Raw genomic sequence first — 16,474 nt, forward strand, 5'->3', positions numbered from 1 at the left:
CGGCAGCGTCAGATGTCTATAAGAGACGGGCCCCCGCCGTCGCCCCCAGCCCGGCGCAGCCGTACCGCATCCCCGCCTACCCCGCCGCCGAGCGCGCCGTCCGCGCCCTCGCCGAAGCCGTGAAGTACGCGCAGTGGCGGCGCGAGGCCGCCGAGCCGGGGAAAGTGCACGAGTACGACGACATCGACGAGAGCGGGGCCGCCGGCCGCATCGCGGAGCTGCTCGCCAAGGACGAGGACCCGCGTGGTGCCACCCTCGCCCCGGCCGACACCCATGAACTGCTCGGGCGGTACGGCATCGCCGTACGCGAGGCGCTGCCCGCGCCGGATCCGGACGCGGCCGTGGCCGCCGCCCGCATGCTCGGCTACCCGGTCGCCCTGAAGACCACCGCCCCGCACCTGCGGCACCGCGCCGACCTCGGCGGTGTGCGGCTCGACCTCGCGGACGAGGAGCAACTGCGCCGGGCGTACCGGGAATTGACCGACGCCTTCGGCAAGCCCGCCGAGCTGCGGCCGGTCGTCCAGGGCATGGTGCCGCGCGGAGTGGACACCGTCGTCCGCGCGGTCATCGACCCGGCGGCCGGAGCGGTGCTCTCGTTCGGACTCGCCGGCGCCGCGTCCGAGCTGCTCGGCGACACCGCGCACCGGCTGATTCCGGTCACCGACCGCGACGCGGGTTCCCTGGTCAGATCCATCCGGACCGCCCCGCTCCTGTTCGGCTGGCGCGGCTCGGCGCCCGTGGACACCCCGGCCCTGGAGGAGCTCCTCCAGCGGGTCTCACGACTCGTGGACGATCACCCCGAAGTGGTCGCCGTGTCCCTGGAGCCCGTGGTCGTCGCCCAGCGCGGCGTCTCCGTGCTCGGCGCCTCCGTCCGGCTCGCCCCGCCGCCCGCGCGCAGCGACCTCGGTCCGCGCACGCTTCCCGGGTACTGACGCGGCGACTGGGGCACCGTGCGCCCTCCGGCGGGTCGTAGGATGGACGGCATGGCAAAGACCGGTACGACGACCCAGGGGCTGCGCGCGGCGATCGAGCGCAGCGGCTACTACCCGGCCCTCGTGGCCGAGGCGGTGGAGGCCGCGATCGGCGGCGAGCCCATCGGGTCGTACCTGGTCCACCAGGAGACCACGTTCGACGCGAACGAAGTGCGCCGGCATGTGACCGTCCTCGTCCTGACCGGTACGCGCTTCATCGTGAGCCACACGGACGAGCAGGCGGCGGACAGCACCTCCCCGACGCCGTACGCGACGACGTCCACGGAGTCGGTGAAGATCGGCCGGATCTCGTCGGTCGTCGTCAGCCGCGTCGTCGCCAACCCGGAGAAGTACGTACCCGGCTCGCTGCCCCGCGAGGTCGTTCTGACCATCGGCTGGGGCGCCGTATCGCGCCTCGACCTGGAGCCCGCCGCCTGCGGCGACCCCAACTGCGAGGCGGACCACGGCTACACGGGCAGCTCGACCGCCGACGACCTGAGCCTGCGCGTCAGCGAGGCCGGTGACGGCCCGGACGCCGTGCGCCAGACCCTGGCCTTCGCCCAGGCCCTGTCCGAGGCGACCGCGGACACCACGCGCTGATGTCCCTGCCCGCCTGGGACGACGTACAGCCGCTCGCCCTCGACACCGCGCCCCTGCCCGAGTACGGCGCGGGCTCCCTCGCCGATCTGCTCCCCACGCTGGTGGCCCACCAGGGCGTGGAGGGCTTCGCGCCGGTCATCGGCGAGCTCGCCCCGGCCGACCGGAACTGCGTCTTCCTGATCGACGGCCTCGGCTGGCAGCAGCTCATCGCCCACCCCGAAGAGGCCCCCTTCATGGCCTCGCTCATCAGCTCCTCCCGTGGCGGCACCGGACGCCCGATCACCGCCGGGTTCCCCGCGACCACCGCCACCTCCCTGGCCTCGGTCGGCACGGGCCTGCCGCCCGCCGCGCACGGCCTGCCCGGCTACACCGCCCGCAACCCCGCCACCGGCGAGCTGATGAACCAGCTCCGCTGGAACCCCTGGACGGACCCGCGCAAGTGGCAGCCGTACCCCACGGTGTTCCAGCAGGCCCACGCGGCGGGCGTGCACACCGCCCAGGTCTCGTCCCCGACCTTCGAGAACACTCCGCTCACCAAGATCGCCCTGAGCGGCGGCAGCTTCCGCGGCCGGCTCTCCGGCGAGGACCGCATGGACCTCGCCGCCGAGCAACTGGCCGCCGGTGACCGGTCGTTGGTCTACACGTACTACGCGGAGGTGGACGGCAAGGGCCACCGCTTCGGCGTCGACTCCGACGCCTGGCGCGGCCAGCTCATGTACGTCGACCGCCTGGTCCAGCGCCTCGCCGAGCAACTCCCGCCGCGCAGCGCCCTGTACGTCACCGCCGACCACGGCATGGTCGACATCCCCTTCGACGAGCAGTCCCGCATCGACTTCGACGAGGACTGGGAGCTGCGCGCGGGCGTGGCCCTCCTCGGCGGCGAGGGCCGCGCGCGCCATGTGTACGCGGTGCCGGGCGCCGAGAACGACGTACTGACCGTGTGGCGCGAGGTGCTCGGCGAGCAGTTCTGGGTGGCGAGCCGGGACGAGGCGATCGCGGCGGGCTGGTTCGGCGCGCCCGGTGTCTGCGACGAGCGGGTCTACGGCCGCATCGGCGACGTCATCGCGGCGGCCCACGACGACGTGGCGATCATCGCCACCGAGAAGGAGCCGAAGGAGTCCGCCCTGGTGGGCATGCACGGCTCCATGACCCCTGCCGAGCAGCTGGTGCCGCTGCTGGAAGTACGCTCCTGACCGCCCCGCCCTCACCTCGTACCCCCTCTCGTACCCCTGAAAGGCCTCAACTCCCCATGCCCGAGCTGGTGTTCTTCTCCGGAACGATGGACTGCGGAAAGAGCACCCTGGCGCTTCAGATCGGGCACAACCGTTCGGCGCGGGGCTTGCAGGGTGTGATCTACACGCGGGACGACCGTGCGGGAGAGGGGAAGCTCTCGTCGCGTCTCGGCCTGGTGACGGAGGCGGTCGAAGCAGCCCCGGGCATGGATCTGTGTGGGTATCTGGTGGACCAGATGTCGCAGGGCCGCCGGGTGGACTACGTCATTGTGGATGAGGCCCAGTTCCTCGCGCCCGAGCAGATCGACCAGTTGGCCCGGGTGGTGGACGACTTGGAGTTGGACGTCTTCGCGTTCGGTATCACTACGGACTTCCGCACCAAGCTGTTTCCTGGTTCGCAGCGGCTGATCGAGCTGGCCGACCGCATAGAGACGTTGCAGGTCGAGGCGATGTGCTGGTGTGGGGCGCGGGCCACGCACAACGCGCGCACGCTGGACGGGGGGATGGTGGTCGAGGGTGAGCAGGTCGTGGTGGGGGATGTGGACCGGCTGTCTGGGGAGGTCGGGTACGAGGTGTTGTGCCGGCGTCACCACCGCAGGCGGATGACGAGCGCCGCGGCGAGGGCGGCGGTGCTGTCGCCTGACGTGCTGCCGGTCACTTCTGCCTGATCTCTGCCTGCGGCGACGGTGCTCATTGCGCGCTCGGCAGGCGTATCCGTCGTGGCCTGGTGGTAATGGCTGTGACCAGCGGATTCTTGGAGCGCAGATCGTGATCGAAGCGATCTGTGACGTGTCATAGTGCGCCACGTCGATGGTTGAAGTGCGGTCCCGGCTGATGCCGGTTCACGTGGTCCGGTGACGGTGCCCAAGCGTCGTGCACGACTCTGCACAGGTTCGAATCCCCGGCGGGGTCCCCGACAGATGGGAATGGGCGTGACCAGCGGGTTTCCGGTGGACGGGTCACGATCGCGGCAAGGTATGACCTGCCGTAGCCCACGGCGGTACAGCGGTACAACCGTCGTCGATGACGTGGGTCAATCTGATGTATGGGCTACTGTTGGTACATGTCGATGAAGCGAACCAATGTCTACGCCGACCCGGAAGACCTCGCCATCATCAAGGAAGCGGCCAAGCGCCGTGGCATCAGTGAGGCCGAGATCATCCGGCAGGGCATCCACCTTGCCGCCATGGCCAATCGGGTCTGGGACGAGCCACTGTTCTCGCGCACGTTCGAAGGCTCGGGGCGCACGCCCACCAAGTCCGAGGTCCGCGATGCGGTGGCCGATGCGGTCCAGCGGGAGACCGGGACCGCCGCGTGATCATCGTGGTGGCCGACACCTCCGGCCTGCTGGCCGCGCTCGACTCCACGCATCCCGAGCACCGCGCGGCCAATGAAGCGATCATGGCTGCGGGGCTGCTCGTCATGTCCCCGCTGCTGCTCGCCGAGATCGACCATGTGGCCACCCGTGAGCTCGGACGCGTGGCCGCGGTCAGCGCGGTCGACGACATTCGGCACTGGATGCGCCGGGGCCGCATCTCCGTGCCGGAGATCACCGAGGACCACCTGGGGGCCGCCCAGGCCGTACGCGTCCGCTACGCAGGCCTCGATCTCGACCTGGCCGACGCCGTGAATGTCGCACTCGCCGCCGACTACGACACGGATGCGATCCTCACCCTCGATCGCCGTGACTTCCGCGCGGTGCGCCCACTCGGCCGCCACAAGGCATTCAGGGTCCTGCCGGACGACCTGCCGCTCTGAGGCCCACACAGCACGGCTGACACGACCGCTGCACCAGGGCTCCCCTCTCCGGTTGAATGGCTGGTGTGGCAAGGGAATTGGGTTTCACCGGGCCAGACCTGCGGGCTCTGGCCGGGTCCCGTTCGTACGAGCGTGGGCTGGGCTGGGCTGTCTGGATGCGGTGACGGGACTGGAGGTCGGTGACGGCTGGATCGCGGCCACGGTGTACGGCACCGATGCCTACGAGGTCGAGCTCACCGTGAACCAGGAAGGCGGGGTCTTCGGCGCCTGTGGCTGCCCCTACGGGCAGGAGGGCCACTTCTGCAAGCACTGCGTGGCGGTGGGCCTGACGGTACTGGGGCAGGCGGAGGGGATCCCGCGCCAGCGGGCTGCGGCTGCCGACCGGGCGGCAGGCCTGGAGTCATGGCTGCAGTCGCGGTCCCGCGAGCAGCTCCTGGATCTGGTGCGAGAGCAGCTGGCCGGGGACCGGGAGTTGCGCCGCCGACTGGAGCTGCGTGCGGCGAGTGACTCCTCAGACATGGGCACGGTCCGCGACCGCGTCATGGCCTTGCTGGACCCTGGCCCCTTCGCCCGGTACGGGTATGTCGAGTACGCCGATGCCCACGCCTATGGGCGGCAGGCCGCGGAGGCGGTGACCGTGCTGCGCACGCTGACCGACAGCGGCAAGGCCGCGCAAGCGGTGGCCTTGGCCCGGGACGCGATCAGGGAACTCGGGCAGCGGTACGGCGAGATCGACGACTCCGATGGTGTGGTCGGCTCGGTCGGCTCGGTCGCCTCGGAACTTGCCGAGGCCCATCTGGAGGCGTGCCACGTGGCGCGGCCGGACCCGGTCGAGACGGCCGAGTGGCTGGTCGGACATCTGCTCGGCGATGGGAACGACGCCACCGGCATCGACCTGCCCGACTACCGGGACGTCCTCGGCGCCAGCGGGCTGGCCAGAGTGCGGCAGCTGGCGACCGAGGCCTGGCACCGGGCGCCCTCCGGCTGGGCAGCGAAGTACTTGATGGAACGCCTGGTCAAGGCCGAGGGAGACGTGGACGCGCTGATCGCGGTGTACGCCGCCGACCTGACCCCGACCGGCGCCACCCACCTGCAGATCGCCTCCGAGCTGGAGGCGACCGGCCGCACGGCTGAGGCCCTGGCATGAGCCGAGCGCGGACTGCGCGAGACCGCACAGGCTCCGAACTCCGACAGCCGCCCGGCCGACTACGTCTGTGCCCGCTACACACAGGCCGGCCGCACCGCTGACGTCATCGCCGTACGCCGCGAGCAGTTCCGCACCCACCGCTCGCTCGCCGCCTACCAGGACTTGCGTACCGCAGCACACGCCGCGGACTGCTGGGCGACGGAACGCGCGGCGGCCCTGGACACCCTGCGCACCGACATGTCGAAGCACCGGCAAGGCTGGTACGGCGGCCCCGCCAGGCAGCGAAGAACTCGCCGCCGAACAAGCCCGCGTCCTCGGCTACGAGGTGCTGTGCCGGCGCCACCACCGCCGGTAGATGACGAGCGCCGCGGCACGGGCCGCGGCGCTGTCGCCCGACGTGCTGCCGGTCACCTCCGTGTGACTGCACAAGCACCTCTGTGTGACTGCACAAGCGATGCTCGATGAGCACGAGAGTCAGGGCCTGTCCCTTGGATCGACCGGGCGGTCCGCCGTGACCAGCCATGACGTGCTGCGCAGCCGGACCGTGCCGTCCGTCGCCTCGTGGTCGCGCAGATGGTCGGTCAGGGTGCGGCGGGCGCGGGCCCGTGCGGTCGTGTCGGCCTGCTCCATCAGGTGGCGACCGGGGCCCGTGCCCAGCAGGAACTCCGCCGCGTCCTCGGCTCCGTGTCCCCATGCCCCGTACGCCTGAGCCTGGTTGATGGCGATGCCGGTGAATCCGGCCGTGGCGAGGACGTCGCGGATGCGGTCCGGGGCGGCCAGCGAGAACATGCCGGGCAGCCCCGGCCTCCCGAAGTCGCCGACCGGAAGGAAGTCGCGCAGTGACGCCATTGCCGTCACCCAGCCGTTGAGCTTGGCATCGGCCGGGCAGATGAACGCCAGGCGCCCGCCAGGTCGTAGCGCCCGGCCGACGTTGCCGAAGGCCGCTACCGGGTCGGCGAAGAACATCACCCCGTAGCGGCTGATCGCTGCGTCGAACGCGCCCGCCTCGAAGGGGTACGTCTGCGCGTCGCCTTGCGTGAAGGAGGCGTTGGCGATGCCCTCCCGCTCGGCTCGGGCCCGTGCCTCGGCCAGCATCGGGCCGGACAGGTCGAGGCCCAGCGCGCGGCCTTGGGGTGCCCGGAGCGCGGCGAGGCGCGTGGTCTGCCCGGAGCCGCAGCCGAGGTCGAGGGTCCGGTGGTCCCCGGTGATTTCGGCGGCGTCGAGCAGCGGCTCGTTGAAGCCCTCGTTCACGGCGTTCCAGCGGTCCTGGTTGCGGGCCCAGTGGGTGCCTTCGGGGCCGTTCCATGCCTGTGCCTGCTCGGTGTTGACGACGTCCGGCACGGGTGCCTCCTGTGGTGGATGACGAGAATGGGCGTGCGCCCAAACAGTATGGGCGTGTGCCCAAACTGGCAATCCCCGCTAACATCCACGGAGTTGTGCCCCTTGAGGGCGACGGCGGCGGAACGGAAGGAAGGCCCATGTCACCGCGCGGAGTGGCGACGCCGGACGTACGCGAGCGGCTGTTCGCGGCCGCCGAGCGCGTCGTGGAAAGGGGTGGGCCCGGCGCGCTCACCAGCCGGGCCGTCACCACTGAGGCGGGCTGCGCCAAGGGGCTGTTGCACGTGCACTTCGCGGGGTTCGACGAGTTCGTGGCCGAGCTCTGCCTCGACCGGTTCGCGCGGACGGCGGTGAAGGCGCAGGCGCTGTCGGGGCTCGCCGGGCAGGGCACGGTGGCCCGGAACCTCGACGGCGTCGCCCTCGCGCTGTTCGACTCCGGCGGCCCCGCCATATCGGGCCTTGCCATGACCCGCCCCGCCGCCTCGCTGCGCATCCGCGAGGCCCTGGCAAGCGGGGCGCCCGGCTTCACCGCGATCCAGGAGGCCATCACCGGCTATCTGAAGGCCGAGCAGGGGCTCGGCCGGGTGGCGGAGACCATCGACCCACGCACCGTGGCCCTGGCCATCGTCGGCACCGCCCACCACCTCCTGATGACCGGCTGGCCGGGCACACCTGACCCGCGGCCCTCCATGACGCGCCTGGTGGCCGCGTTGGTGGACGGCTAGGTCCTGTTGTCAAGCGGGTGGGCCTGCCGCCGTCGCTGCCACGGCGTTGGCGGTCGGCCTGTTGGTCACGGCGTTCGGGTGTGGTGTGCTTGGTCTGCCGACGCCGTAGGCAACGGCGGTTGCGCCCCGCCAGGTGTACGGCCGCGGAACCTTCCAACTCCTGTGCATCCGCGTCCTGCCACGAAGCGCAACCAGGGGGTGTCTGAGAAGTCCCGCTCAGGCAGCCGAGTTGGTAGTTCCCGCGCTGGTGGTGGCCGGGATGGGCGGACGGCAGCCGGCTCACGTATTCGGCCCTCGATCCGCCACGTACTACGTACCATCGAGCGCCACCTCCTGGGCGACCCCCTTGGCCCGGTTCTGGCGGCCTGCGTCAGCCCGGCGAACGTAAGAGACCGCGACGGCGGCGCCATGTTGTGGGCCGGGGAACGAGCACATGCTCCACCGCGCGAGGCGCCCACCTTTGCGGTGGTCCCGCGCCGCTGGTTGATCGAGCGGCGTTTCGCCTGGCTGGGCCGCTACCAGCGGCTGTCGGCCCGGTGAACGTTCGCGCTCAGCGCACTGGAGAACGTATGGCGTCCCCGTGAAAAGCCATGCTGCCCACCATGGGTTGCGCCGCAGGTCTTTGAGGGAGTGTCAGCCGCCCTGGATCACGATTGCCGGCTCTGCGGTCGCGTGGCCCATGAGGCAGCGTGCAGATGGCGAAGAGGTCCGTCCAGGCCCGGTGGTCGGCGGACGACCCGGAGACGATGTGTGAGGCGAAGGCGCCCGCGAAGTTGCGACGGACAGCCGAGCTTCATCACCCCGGCGGCGGTCTCCCCGCGCTGGATCACATCCGCGACACCACCGGTCAGTCAGCAGGACGAACGCAATGATCCCGGTGGTCGCCCGGAAGACCAGCGGCACGGACCGAGGAGACGTACAGGATGTGAGAGTGCGACGGGATGCCGGGCGGAGGACCCATGAGACGAAAGCGATGACGGCGAATCCGAACGGCCCGGCCGCCGCAGCGGCGTCATCCACGGCCAGGTGAGAGACGGCGGCGCCGGTGTAGATGAACGTCACGCCCGCATAGACCCACTCCAGACGCCGATGATGACGGCGACGACAACCCGGTGGACGAAGCCCTCTTCTACATCGACCGCGGACCCGACAGTCACGACGTGCGCGGCGTGGCTCGCAAGCTCCGTCGGGGCGAGTCCCCTGCCGGCCAAGGCGCCGGTACGACCGTGGATCCGCTCTCCAAGTCCCGACGCGAGCGCGCCCGGCGCCTGGCACGACAGCAGACCAACCGCTGAGCTGCCCCACTATGCCCAGCGTTCCGGGGCAACTTGCCGACTATTGGGTCTTGTCGGCGACCTGACGGTGGCCGAGAGGACCCCCGTGGAGAAGCCTGCCGAGGAGTACGGGGTGGGTGGCGGGCCTATCCAGCACGTTCCTTCGTGGGCAGCAGTGCGAGCGTGGCGATGACTGCCCGGTGATCTGTGCCCGCAATGGTCCGTTCGCTCACCGAGATGCCCGTCAGACCGGAGCCGTGCAACACGTGGTCGAGCTGTACCAGGGGTGGCAACGGCTCTTGTTGGCGGGCCAGGTGCGAGCCCAGCCATTGCCGAGTTCGGCATGCGTGTCCGCGAGCCCACCGGAGGTGAGCAGTTCGCGCATCGGAGCGTGGTCGAGAGAGGCGTTGAAATCGCCTAGGAACACCGTGTCCGGGCCGCTGTCGTGGGCGTCGGAGGTGAGGGCGGTCATGTCCCGGGTCCAGCGCTTCGCGTCACCCAGCGGGTAATAGGTGTGAACGGCCACCACCTGTACGGCGCGCCCACCGACCGTCACCTGTGCGGTGGTCTGGGGCCAGGCGGTGTCTGCGTTCAGCGGGCCGCCGTGCGTCAGTGGAATCCGTGAATAGAGCGAGGAGTCGTTCTCGGGATGGAGCTCCTGGTAGGGCAGAACGTTGTCCAAGCCGGCTTCGGCGAGCGCGTCGATCCCAGCGGACGGCAGCTCCTGCACGGCCAAGACGTCTATCCGTTCGGACTTCACCAGCTGTACCAGCGCACGCGCATCCGCCCTGCCGACGTGGGCGTTGAGGCTGGCCACACGCAACTCGGGTGCCTGCGCCGGGATGTGCTGCTGATGGTGCGGTATGAACCGTGGTACCAGCAACGCAACGTAGGCAGCTGTGAGAAGTGCAGCGACGATGACCAGCCAGAGACTGCGCAGAGCAGGGACGGCGATCAAGGCGGCCAGAGCGAGCATGCCGGCTTCACCGAGCCGATCAGTCAACTACTCAATGCCATGATCGCTGACGGTCTCGGCGCAAGCGTCATCTGGGCTGCCCTGATCGAGGAACACGACATCGCCAACCCACGCGCCTGGATCAATCCGACCGGCTGCGCGCTGTGGGACGAGTCCGGGCTCCCCGGTTCCGGCATCGGCGGTGCCGCCCATGGACACGAGCGGAAGTGATACCCCGAACCTCGAGGCCGTCTGGCAGAGGTACGGATACAGCAAGACCAGGATGAACGGAGTGAACTCGCCGAGCGCGCAGAGACGTCCCATGAGAATTGCCAGTCCCGAAAGGGCGATCGCCGCGAGCAGCGGTATTGGGATGCGGGCGGTACGCGTCATCGGTGAGTATCCGGAGGTGTCGTCGAGCTCCGAGTCTGTTGCCGATTCCAAGAGTCCGCGGTCGACGCCCCTCAGGTTCTCCAGCTCCGCGCGCGGTCGCCCGCTGTACTGCAGTGCAAGGCGGAGGCGGTTCAGGTGGATGCCGTTGCGCTCCAGAGGCGACTGCTGGACCGGGCGGCCACGCCGAGAAGGAGAGACTCCAGGGTCTCCACCGTCCTCTTCGCCACGACCCCGGCAGCGTCGGAGCGACGACGGGCAGGACCAAGGGCACGCCGAGGAGCACGCCGGTCACTCGTCGGCCGAGCGTGTAGCGGTGCAGCCGGTCAGCCAGTGGCCCAGTAGAGCCCCGGGAACGCGTGAGCGCCCGGCCAAGCCCAGCGGCTGGTGAGGGCGTCGTAGAGAAGCAGGCATTCTGCGTCCGGCGGCTCGGGCGTTGCCAGATCTTTCGGTGGCACGCGCTCGGGACGGATGCCGGCGACCTCGATGCGCTCCGCCGGAGCGACGCGCATCGGATGTGGCGAATTCCCAAGCAAGAGCACGCTGGCGCTCCAGATCGGGCACAACCGTTCGGCGCGGGGTCTACAGGGCGTGATCTTCACCCGTGACGACCGTGCGGGGGAGGGGAAGCTGTCCTCGCGGCTTGGCCTGGTGACGGAGGCGGTCGAAGCGGCGCCGGGCATGGATCTGTATGGGTTTCTGGTGGACCAGATGTCGCAGGGCCGCCGGGTGGACTACGTGATCGTTGATGAGGCCCAGTTCCTCGCGCCCGAGCAGACCGACCAGTTGGCCCGTGTCGTGGACGACTTGGAGTTGGACGTCTTCGCGTTCGGCATCACCACGGACTTCCGTACCAAGCTGTTCCCGGGGTCGCAGCGTTTGATCGAGCTGGCCGACCGGGTCGAGACGTTGCAGGTCGAGGCGATGTGCTGGTGCGGGGCACGGGCCACGCACAACGCTCGTACGGTGGACGGGGAGATGGTGGTCGAGGGGGAGCAGGTCGTGGTGGGGGATGTGGACCGGCTGGCTGGGGAGGTCGGGTACGAGGTGTTGTGCCGGCGCCATCACCGCAGGCGGATGACGAGCGCCGCGGCGCGGGCGGCGGCCCTGTCGCCCGACGTGCTGCCGGTCACCTCCGCCTGACACTGTCGGCGGCTTGCCGTAGCGGCTTCGGTCGCGGAGCGGTCCGGCAGAGCGGTCCGGCAGAGCGGTCCGGCGGAGCGGCCCTGCGCGGAGTAGCCGCCAGGCCTCGGTATGGACGAGGTGAGCTGCTCCTGACGGGGGATACACTCCGCCGTCGGAGGGGATCACGGGGTGAGTGAGACAGACGAGGCGCCTGCGGCGCCCGGTCGGTTGCGCCGGGCGCTGCCGCACAGCAGGCGCGGCCGGTTGTTGCTGATATCCGCGCTGGTGCTCGTGCTTGCGGGCACCGGGCTCGGTACGTGGGCGGCGGACACGTGGCCGTGGCCGAAGGACCGCTACTGCTGGGGCGCCTGGGAAGAGGACAGCGGTCCGGGCTTCCTCGGCGACGAGGCCTTCGGTGACGATGACGACGGGTCACGCACCGCCAAGGAGACGGCGCCCACCCGCGAGCGCCCGACCGGCAGCTGTGAGGTCGCCATCGACAGCGACTACGAGAGCAGTTACGACGGTGACGAGGTCTCCGTCGACCAGCGGGTGTCCGTCGAGTACGGACCGGTCCCCAAGGCCGCGGAGGCCCGGCTCTCCATGGTCCACGACGGTTTCCTGGGCGGTGACATGGTCCCGCTCCCGGACGGCCTGCCGGGCACGGTCAACGGGCGCGGCGGCCTGCTCGTGCTCCCGAAGTCCTGCGATACGGAGGACGGTCGGCCGACCGTCGTCACCATGGACGCGTCCGGCATGTACAGCAGCGGCCCCTCGTACACCCAGAACGATCCGGCCGACCTGGGCGGCGCCCGGGAGGCGGCGGTGCTGCTCGTCGCGGCGGCCAACCGGGGGATGGCGGCGGCCGGTTGCGCGCCGGACGAGCCGCTGAGGGTCAGCTCGCCGGTCTACGACCTGCCGGGCGAGAGGGACCGTATCTTCAGCGCCTCTGACGACGTCTGCGGCATCCGCGGCCTGCGTCTCGGCACGGAGGACATCGAGGACCAGACCGGCGCGGTCACCCGCGACCTGCAGACGTGCAGCGTCCGCGGCGATCGCGACGACGTACCGTACCTGGACCTGGCCATGGTCGCGCAGCCGCGGCTGGCCGCGGTGTTCGACGGCATCGTGGGCGAGCGCCCCGCGGCCCGTGGTTGGCGCGGCACGGGCACCATCGGTGAGAAGCGCGCGATCGTGCGGGCCGACTGCGCCGGCCGGACCGCCACCTTCTTGATGGGCTCCTCCAGCGACCCCGACCACCTCGCCGCTTTCGCCAACGCGGCCGCGGCCCGCCTGGGCTGTGCCCCCATCGCCCCGAAGGGAGCCGCCCGGTGAGCGGCGCAGAGGACGAGCCGAACCGCTACGAGCAGCCCCTGCCCGCCGAGCGGGAGTTGCTCAGCGAGCGGCGTCGGCGTCGGCGCGGGTGGCGCTGGCGCCGGCTGCTGCGTGGCCGGGTCCGGCCGCTGCTGGCCGCGGGCCTCGCCGGGGTGCTGCTCGGTGTCGGCGGCATGGCCTGGCAGGTGCAGGCCGGGCCGTTCGCGCCGGACAAACTGTGCTGGGGCGCGCTGTCTCGCGACGACCTCGCCCCGATATTCCGCGAGCCGGAGGACGTCAAGGCGGTCGAGGCGTCGGTGCTGTACGGTGCGCGCTCTTCGGACGGCCCCACCGGCAACTGCCAGTTGACGAACAGCGACGGCGACGAATGGGCGCTCACCGCCCGGGTGCACCGCCTTGACGACCGGGCCGGCGACGACGGCAAGTGGGCCGACGAGTTCCTCTCCGCCCGCCTCACCCCGCTCGGCGGCGGCCTCCTCGGCATGGCCTCGGACAGCCGCGCCTGGCTCGCCATCCCGGACGGCTGCCTCGGCCGCCCCGGCGACCTCGACGGGCCGACCGTCGTGGACATCGCCAAGGGCAGCTGGATCACCGACATGGAGCCGCGTACCAAGGAGCGGGACGCGATGGCCCGCATGGTCGTGAAGCTCGCCAACAAGGTCAGCGCGGACCTGGGCTGCACCGGCACGATCGCCGATCCGGTCGAACGCCTGCCGAAGGCCGCCCGCTACACCCGCACCGAGAAGCCGGACGCGCTCTGCGGCATCAAGGGCCTGACCCTGGGCAAGAAGCGCAAGCCGACCAAGTACCCCATGATCACCAACGGGCACGGGCCGGTGCGCACCTGCGACCGGGACGTCACCGGCTCGCAGCCGAGGCAGCGCCTGATGACCGTCGAGGACCCGCGGCTGGCCAGCATCTTCACGAGGATGGCGCTGTACGAGGGCGACCGGGTGCGCTCCGCCACCGGCTTCGGCGGCCTCGGCCCCAACCTCGGTGTCTTCCAGGCCCGTTGCCAGGCGGGCGAGACCGTGTTCGTCGTACAGGCCAACGAGCGCGAGACCGCCGGCGCGGACCTGCGTACCCTCTTCCCCCGCTACGTCGAGGCCGAGGCCGCCCGCCTCGGCTGCGGCCCGCTGAAACTGAAACTGCCACGGCCGGGCGAGAGCCGCTGACTCCTGCCCGGCCGCCGTGCCTCAGTCCGCCGCAGATCCAGGTCAGCAGATCGCCCTCCGGCTCGATCTGGTTGACCTGGCCGATCAGGCCGCCGACCGACGTGCACCGCGGCGGCCGCCCAGTTGCCTCAGATGGGCAAGCCGATGACGCCCCAGCCGCGCCGGTGGGCTTCGCCGAGCACCTCGCCCCATTCGACGACCAGTCGGTTGAAGTCGTCGAAGCTCGGCGACGGCGCGTCGACTCCCCAGAGTTCACACAGCTGCGGCAACACCGGTGACGCCGCCCCCCGTTACCGTCTGCGGGCGGCGACCGGCCGGAAGCAGGAAACACGAGGTGCGAAACAGGAGGCGGGAAAAGAAAAGGCGCCGCCCAACGAGTCACTGACATGATCGGCGAGTCCTTTGCCCCGGCCTGTCTGGAGAGGCCATGCTTTCCCACCTCGGTGACCTGCTCGACCCTGCCCTGCTCGCGCGCTGCCTCGACGAGGGCTTCATACGCGAGCAGATCCACCCCACGCTGCCGCTGCGCATTCTCAACTACACCGAGAAGGCCCAGTTCGAGCGCGAGTGGAACGAGGCCACCCGGCAGTGCCGCGGGCTGGTGGTCGACAGGCAGGGCCAGGTCCTGGCCCGGCCGTACGCGAAGTTCTTCAACTTCGCCGAGCATCCCGAGGGGACCTTCGGCCTGGACGACCCCGTGGTGGCGACCGACAAGCTTGACGGCTCGCTCGGCATCCTCTACCCGGTGTCGGAGGGCGGGTACGCGGTCGCAACCCGGGGCTCCTTCGCCTCCGACCAGGCACTGCACGCGACAAAGGTGTGGCAGGAGCGGTACGCGGCCACTGCGGAGATCAAACCCGGTGTCACCTACCTCTTCGAGATCATCTTCCCGGAGAACCGGATCGTCTGCGATTACGGACAGCTGGATGATCTCGTGCTGCTCGGCGGTGTCGATATGGCGACCGGTGCTCCGGTTCCCGCGGACGAACTGCCGTGGGAGGGACCCCGAGTCGGCACCTTCGACTTCGCGACACTGGCCGAGGCGCTGGCCGCCGTGCCGCGCACGGGCGCCGAAGGCCTTGTGCTGCGCTTCCCCGGCCACGGGCACACCATGATCAAAATCAAGCAGGACGACTATGTGGCTCTGCACCGGATCATCACCGGCCTCAATGCGCGAGCGGTCTGGGAGCGGCTCGGCGAGGGAGACACCGTCGCCGAGATCTGCGACGGGCTGCCTGACGAATTCCACGGCTGGGTCAAGGAGGTCGAGGCCGATCTGACCGGGCGGCGCGAGGTGATCCTCGCCGAGGTGACCGCCGAGCACCGGCGCATTCTCGGCGCTCTGCCCGAGGGGTGGACGCGCAAGGAGTACGCCACCCTCGCCGGCCGTTCGCCGCTGCGCGCCTGGCTGTTCCAGCTCCTGGACGGCCGTGACCCGTCGGCCCGGATCTGGCACACCCTGCGCCCGGAGGGCAACCTCCGCCCCGCCAACTTCACCACCGAGGACAACGCCTGATGCCCACCCTGCACTTCACCCGAGGCCTGCCTGCCAGCGGCAAGACGACCTGGGCGCGCGCCTGGACCGCGGAGAACCGCAGCGGCCGGGCCCGCGTCAACCGTGACGACCTGCGCGCCATGCTCGACTTCGGTGAGCACATCAAGGGCGTGACGGAGAAGCGCGTCATGGCGGCCCGGGACGCGGCGATCCTCGATCTCCTGCGCCGCGGCTACGACGTGGTCTGCGACGACACCAATCTGCCGCAGCGGGTCGCCCGCGACTTGGCCCGTCTCGCGGACCGGGCCGGGGCGGAGCTGCGGGTGCACGACTTCACCCATGTCCCGCTCGACACCTGCCTGGGGCGGGACGCGGCGCGCGAGCCCTCGGTGGGCGAGGACACCATTCGCGCTCTCCATCTGCGCTTCCTGGCCGGGAAGCGGTCGCCGCTGCCGATGCCGGAGGAGAGCCGCGAAGCCGCCCCGGTGGGGCGGATGTACGAGCCGAAGCAGGGCAGCCCGAAGGCGGTCCTGGTGGATGTCGACGGGACGGTCGCGCTGATGGCGGGGCGCAGCCCGTTCGACGAGACGCGGGTGCACGAGGACCTGCCGAATCCGCCGGTGATCGATGTCGTACGGGCGCTGCACGCAGCGGGCAACCAGATCGTGTTCCTGTCCGGCCGCACCCACGGCTGCCGGGAGGCCACCGAGGCGTGGTTGACCGAGCACGTCGGGGTCCCGTACTCGGGCCCGTTCATGCGACCGTCTGGGGACTCCCGGAAGGACTCGATCGTGAAGGTCGAGCTTTTCGACGTGCACGTGCGTGACGCGTACGACGTGTCGTGCGTCCTGGACGACCGCAGCCAGGTCGTCCAGGCCTGGCGGGCCATCGGCCTGACGGTCCTTCAGGTCGCGGACGGCGACTTCTGATGTGACGAGCGCGGTGGCGCGGGCG

The 16,474-nt window shown here is 70.5% G+C and carries 19 protein-coding genes and 2 pseudogenes; 16 read left to right on the plus strand and 5 right to left on the minus strand.

Features of this window, described 5'->3' with window-relative positions; translation table 11 throughout:
- The 8 genes and pseudogenes from E2651_RS11865 to E2651_RS11900 all read left to right on the plus strand — a co-directional run.
- The coding region (locus tag E2651_RS11865; RefSeq protein WP_209446122.1) for an acetate--CoA ligase family protein at nucleotides 1–932 on the plus strand (932 nt) is incomplete at its 5' end.
- Between the two features lie 42 nt (nucleotides 933–974).
- Nucleotides 975–1,571 carry a DUF5998 family protein gene (locus tag E2651_RS11870; RefSeq protein WP_135331050.1) on the plus strand — a complete coding sequence of 199 codons (597 nt, stop codon included), beginning with the start codon at nucleotides 975–977 and terminating at the stop codon, nucleotides 1,569–1,571.
- Nucleotides 1,571–2,764 (plus strand): nucleotide pyrophosphatase/phosphodiesterase family protein, encoded by a 1,194-nt coding sequence (locus E2651_RS11875; protein WP_209446123.1) that lies wholly within the window; start codon nucleotides 1,571–1,573, stop codon nucleotides 2,762–2,764. Before E2651_RS11870 ends, E2651_RS11875 begins: the two co-directional genes overlap by 1 nt.
- Before the next feature lie 56 nt (nucleotides 2,765–2,820).
- Nucleotides 2,821–3,471 carry a thymidine kinase gene (locus E2651_RS11880; protein ID WP_135331052.1) on the plus strand — a complete coding sequence of 217 codons (651 nt, stop codon included), beginning with the start codon at nucleotides 2,821–2,823 and terminating at the stop codon, nucleotides 3,469–3,471.
- Between the two features lie 395 nt (nucleotides 3,472–3,866).
- Nucleotides 3,867–4,121 carry a CopG family transcriptional regulator gene (locus E2651_RS11885; RefSeq protein WP_135331053.1) on the plus strand — a complete coding sequence of 85 codons (255 nt, stop codon included), beginning with the start codon at nucleotides 3,867–3,869 and terminating at the stop codon, nucleotides 4,119–4,121.
- Entirely contained in the window at nucleotides 4,118–4,561 is a 444-nt protein-coding gene (locus E2651_RS11890; protein WP_135331054.1) for a PIN domain-containing protein, read from the plus strand. The genes E2651_RS11885 and E2651_RS11890 overlap by 4 nt, the downstream gene beginning before the upstream one ends.
- A gap of 160 nt (nucleotides 4,562–4,721) precedes the next feature.
- Nucleotides 4,722–5,708: an SWIM zinc finger family protein gene (locus E2651_RS11895; RefSeq protein WP_167828772.1), complete on the plus strand. Its 987-nt coding sequence runs from the start codon at nucleotides 4,722–4,724 to the stop codon at nucleotides 5,706–5,708.
- A gap of 313 nt (nucleotides 5,709–6,021) precedes the next feature.
- Nucleotides 6,022–6,129, plus strand: a pseudogene (locus E2651_RS11900) (thymidine kinase); the annotation flags it as partial.
- A gap of 53 nt (nucleotides 6,130–6,182) precedes the next feature.
- On the opposite strand, the gene E2651_RS11905 reads toward E2651_RS11900, so the two are convergent.
- On the minus strand, nucleotides 6,183–7,049 hold the full coding sequence (locus E2651_RS11905) for a class I SAM-dependent methyltransferase (protein WP_135331056.1): 867 nt from the start codon (nucleotides 7,047–7,049) through the stop codon (nucleotides 6,183–6,185).
- A 137-nt stretch (nucleotides 7,050–7,186) separates the two neighbouring features.
- On the opposite strand from E2651_RS11905, the gene E2651_RS11910 reads away from it, so the two are divergent.
- On the plus strand, nucleotides 7,187–7,771 hold the full coding sequence (locus E2651_RS11910) for a TetR/AcrR family transcriptional regulator (protein WP_167828773.1): 585 nt from the start codon (nucleotides 7,187–7,189) through the stop codon (nucleotides 7,769–7,771).
- 16 nt (nucleotides 7,772–7,787) lie between these two features.
- Here E2651_RS11910 and E2651_RS44625 read toward each other — a convergent pair.
- Nucleotides 7,788–7,895 (minus strand): annotated as a pseudogene (locus E2651_RS44625) (IS5/IS1182 family transposase); the annotation flags it as partial.
- Between the two features lie 988 nt (nucleotides 7,896–8,883).
- On the opposite strand from E2651_RS44625, the gene E2651_RS11920 reads away from it, so the two are divergent.
- Entirely contained in the window at nucleotides 8,884–9,066 is a 183-nt protein-coding gene (locus E2651_RS11920; protein ID WP_135331057.1) for a hypothetical protein, read from the plus strand.
- Nucleotides 9,067–9,289: 223 nt separating this feature from the next.
- Here E2651_RS11920 and E2651_RS11925 read toward each other — a convergent pair whose 3' ends face one another.
- On the minus strand, nucleotides 9,290–10,048 hold the full coding sequence (locus E2651_RS11925) for an endonuclease/exonuclease/phosphatase family protein (RefSeq protein ID WP_245238752.1): 759 nt from the start codon (nucleotides 10,046–10,048) through the stop codon (nucleotides 9,290–9,292).
- A 12-nt stretch (nucleotides 10,049–10,060) separates the two neighbouring features.
- Between E2651_RS11925 and E2651_RS43890 the strand changes: the two genes are divergently transcribed.
- Complete coding sequence (locus E2651_RS43890; RefSeq protein WP_167828774.1) at nucleotides 10,061–10,231, plus strand: hypothetical protein; 171 nt, start codon at nucleotides 10,061–10,063, stop codon at nucleotides 10,229–10,231.
- A 485-nt stretch (nucleotides 10,232–10,716) separates the two neighbouring features.
- On the opposite strand, the gene E2651_RS43895 is transcribed toward E2651_RS43890, so the two are convergent.
- Nucleotides 10,717–10,992, minus strand: coding sequence for a hypothetical protein (locus tag E2651_RS43895; protein ID WP_167828771.1), 276 nt, complete (start codon nucleotides 10,990–10,992; stop codon nucleotides 10,717–10,719).
- Between E2651_RS43895 and E2651_RS11930 the strand changes: the two genes are divergently transcribed.
- The 3 genes from E2651_RS11930 (at nucleotide 10,877) to E2651_RS11940 (ending at nucleotide 14,025) form a co-directional block, all read left to right on the plus strand.
- The gene (locus E2651_RS11930; RefSeq protein WP_135331081.1) at nucleotides 10,877–11,533 is read left to right on the plus strand and encodes a thymidine kinase; all 657 of its coding nucleotides are present in this window, start codon (nucleotides 10,877–10,879) and stop codon (nucleotides 11,531–11,533) included. The two genes, E2651_RS43895 and E2651_RS11930, sit on opposite strands and share 116 nt — an antisense overlap.
- Before the next feature lie 171 nt (nucleotides 11,534–11,704).
- Complete coding sequence (locus E2651_RS11935; RefSeq protein WP_245238754.1) at nucleotides 11,705–12,850, plus strand: hypothetical protein; 1,146 nt, start codon at nucleotides 11,705–11,707, stop codon at nucleotides 12,848–12,850.
- Nucleotides 12,847–14,025 (plus strand): hypothetical protein, encoded by a 1,179-nt coding sequence (locus E2651_RS11940; protein ID WP_135331058.1) that lies wholly within the window; start codon nucleotides 12,847–12,849, stop codon nucleotides 14,023–14,025. Before E2651_RS11935 ends, E2651_RS11940 begins: the two co-directional genes overlap by 4 nt.
- Before the next feature lie 128 nt (nucleotides 14,026–14,153).
- Here the strand turns inward: E2651_RS11940 and E2651_RS43900 are convergent, their stop codons facing one another.
- Nucleotides 14,154–14,297 (minus strand): hypothetical protein, encoded by a 144-nt coding sequence (locus E2651_RS43900; protein ID WP_167828775.1) that lies wholly within the window; start codon nucleotides 14,295–14,297, stop codon nucleotides 14,154–14,156.
- Between the two features lie 155 nt (nucleotides 14,298–14,452).
- On the opposite strand from E2651_RS43900, the gene E2651_RS11945 reads away from it, so the two are divergent.
- Complete coding sequence (locus E2651_RS11945; protein WP_135331059.1) at nucleotides 14,453–15,541, plus strand: RNA ligase; 1,089 nt, start codon at nucleotides 14,453–14,455, stop codon at nucleotides 15,539–15,541.
- On the plus strand, nucleotides 15,541–16,449 hold the full coding sequence (locus tag E2651_RS11950; RefSeq protein ID WP_135331060.1) for an AAA family ATPase: 909 nt from the start codon (nucleotides 15,541–15,543) through the stop codon (nucleotides 16,447–16,449). Before E2651_RS11945 ends, E2651_RS11950 begins: the two co-directional genes overlap by 1 nt.
- Nucleotides 16,450–16,474 lie beyond the last annotated feature (25 nt).

Source organism: Streptomyces sp. MZ04, from assembly GCF_004684775.1.
In the GTDB taxonomy this organism is placed as follows: Bacteria; Actinomycetota; Actinomycetes; order Streptomycetales; family Streptomycetaceae; genus Streptomyces.

Coding starts and splice junctions, on each gene's coding strand:
- E2651_RS11950 (WP_135331060.1), top strand. CDS start 15,541: ATGCCCACCCTGCACTTCACCCGAGGCCTGCCTGCCAGCGGCAAGACG.
- E2651_RS43890 (WP_167828774.1), top strand. CDS start 10,061: ATGATCGCTGACGGTCTCGGCGCAAGCGTCATCTGGGCTGCCCTGATC.
- E2651_RS11930 (WP_135331081.1), top strand. CDS start 10,877: ATGCGCTCCGCCGGAGCGACGCGCATCGGATGTGGCGAATTCCCAAGC.
- E2651_RS11875 (WP_209446123.1), top strand. CDS start 1,571: ATGTCCCTGCCCGCCTGGGACGACGTACAGCCGCTCGCCCTCGACACC.
- E2651_RS11885 (WP_135331053.1), top strand. CDS start 3,867: ATGTCGATGAAGCGAACCAATGTCTACGCCGACCCGGAAGACCTCGCC.
- E2651_RS11880 (WP_135331052.1), top strand. CDS start 2,821: ATGCCCGAGCTGGTGTTCTTCTCCGGAACGATGGACTGCGGAAAGAGC.
- E2651_RS11910 (WP_167828773.1), top strand. CDS start 7,187: ATGTCACCGCGCGGAGTGGCGACGCCGGACGTACGCGAGCGGCTGTTC.
- E2651_RS11945 (WP_135331059.1), top strand. CDS start 14,453: ATGCTTTCCCACCTCGGTGACCTGCTCGACCCTGCCCTGCTCGCGCGC.
- E2651_RS11870 (WP_135331050.1), top strand. CDS start 975: ATGGACGGCATGGCAAAGACCGGTACGACGACCCAGGGGCTGCGCGCG.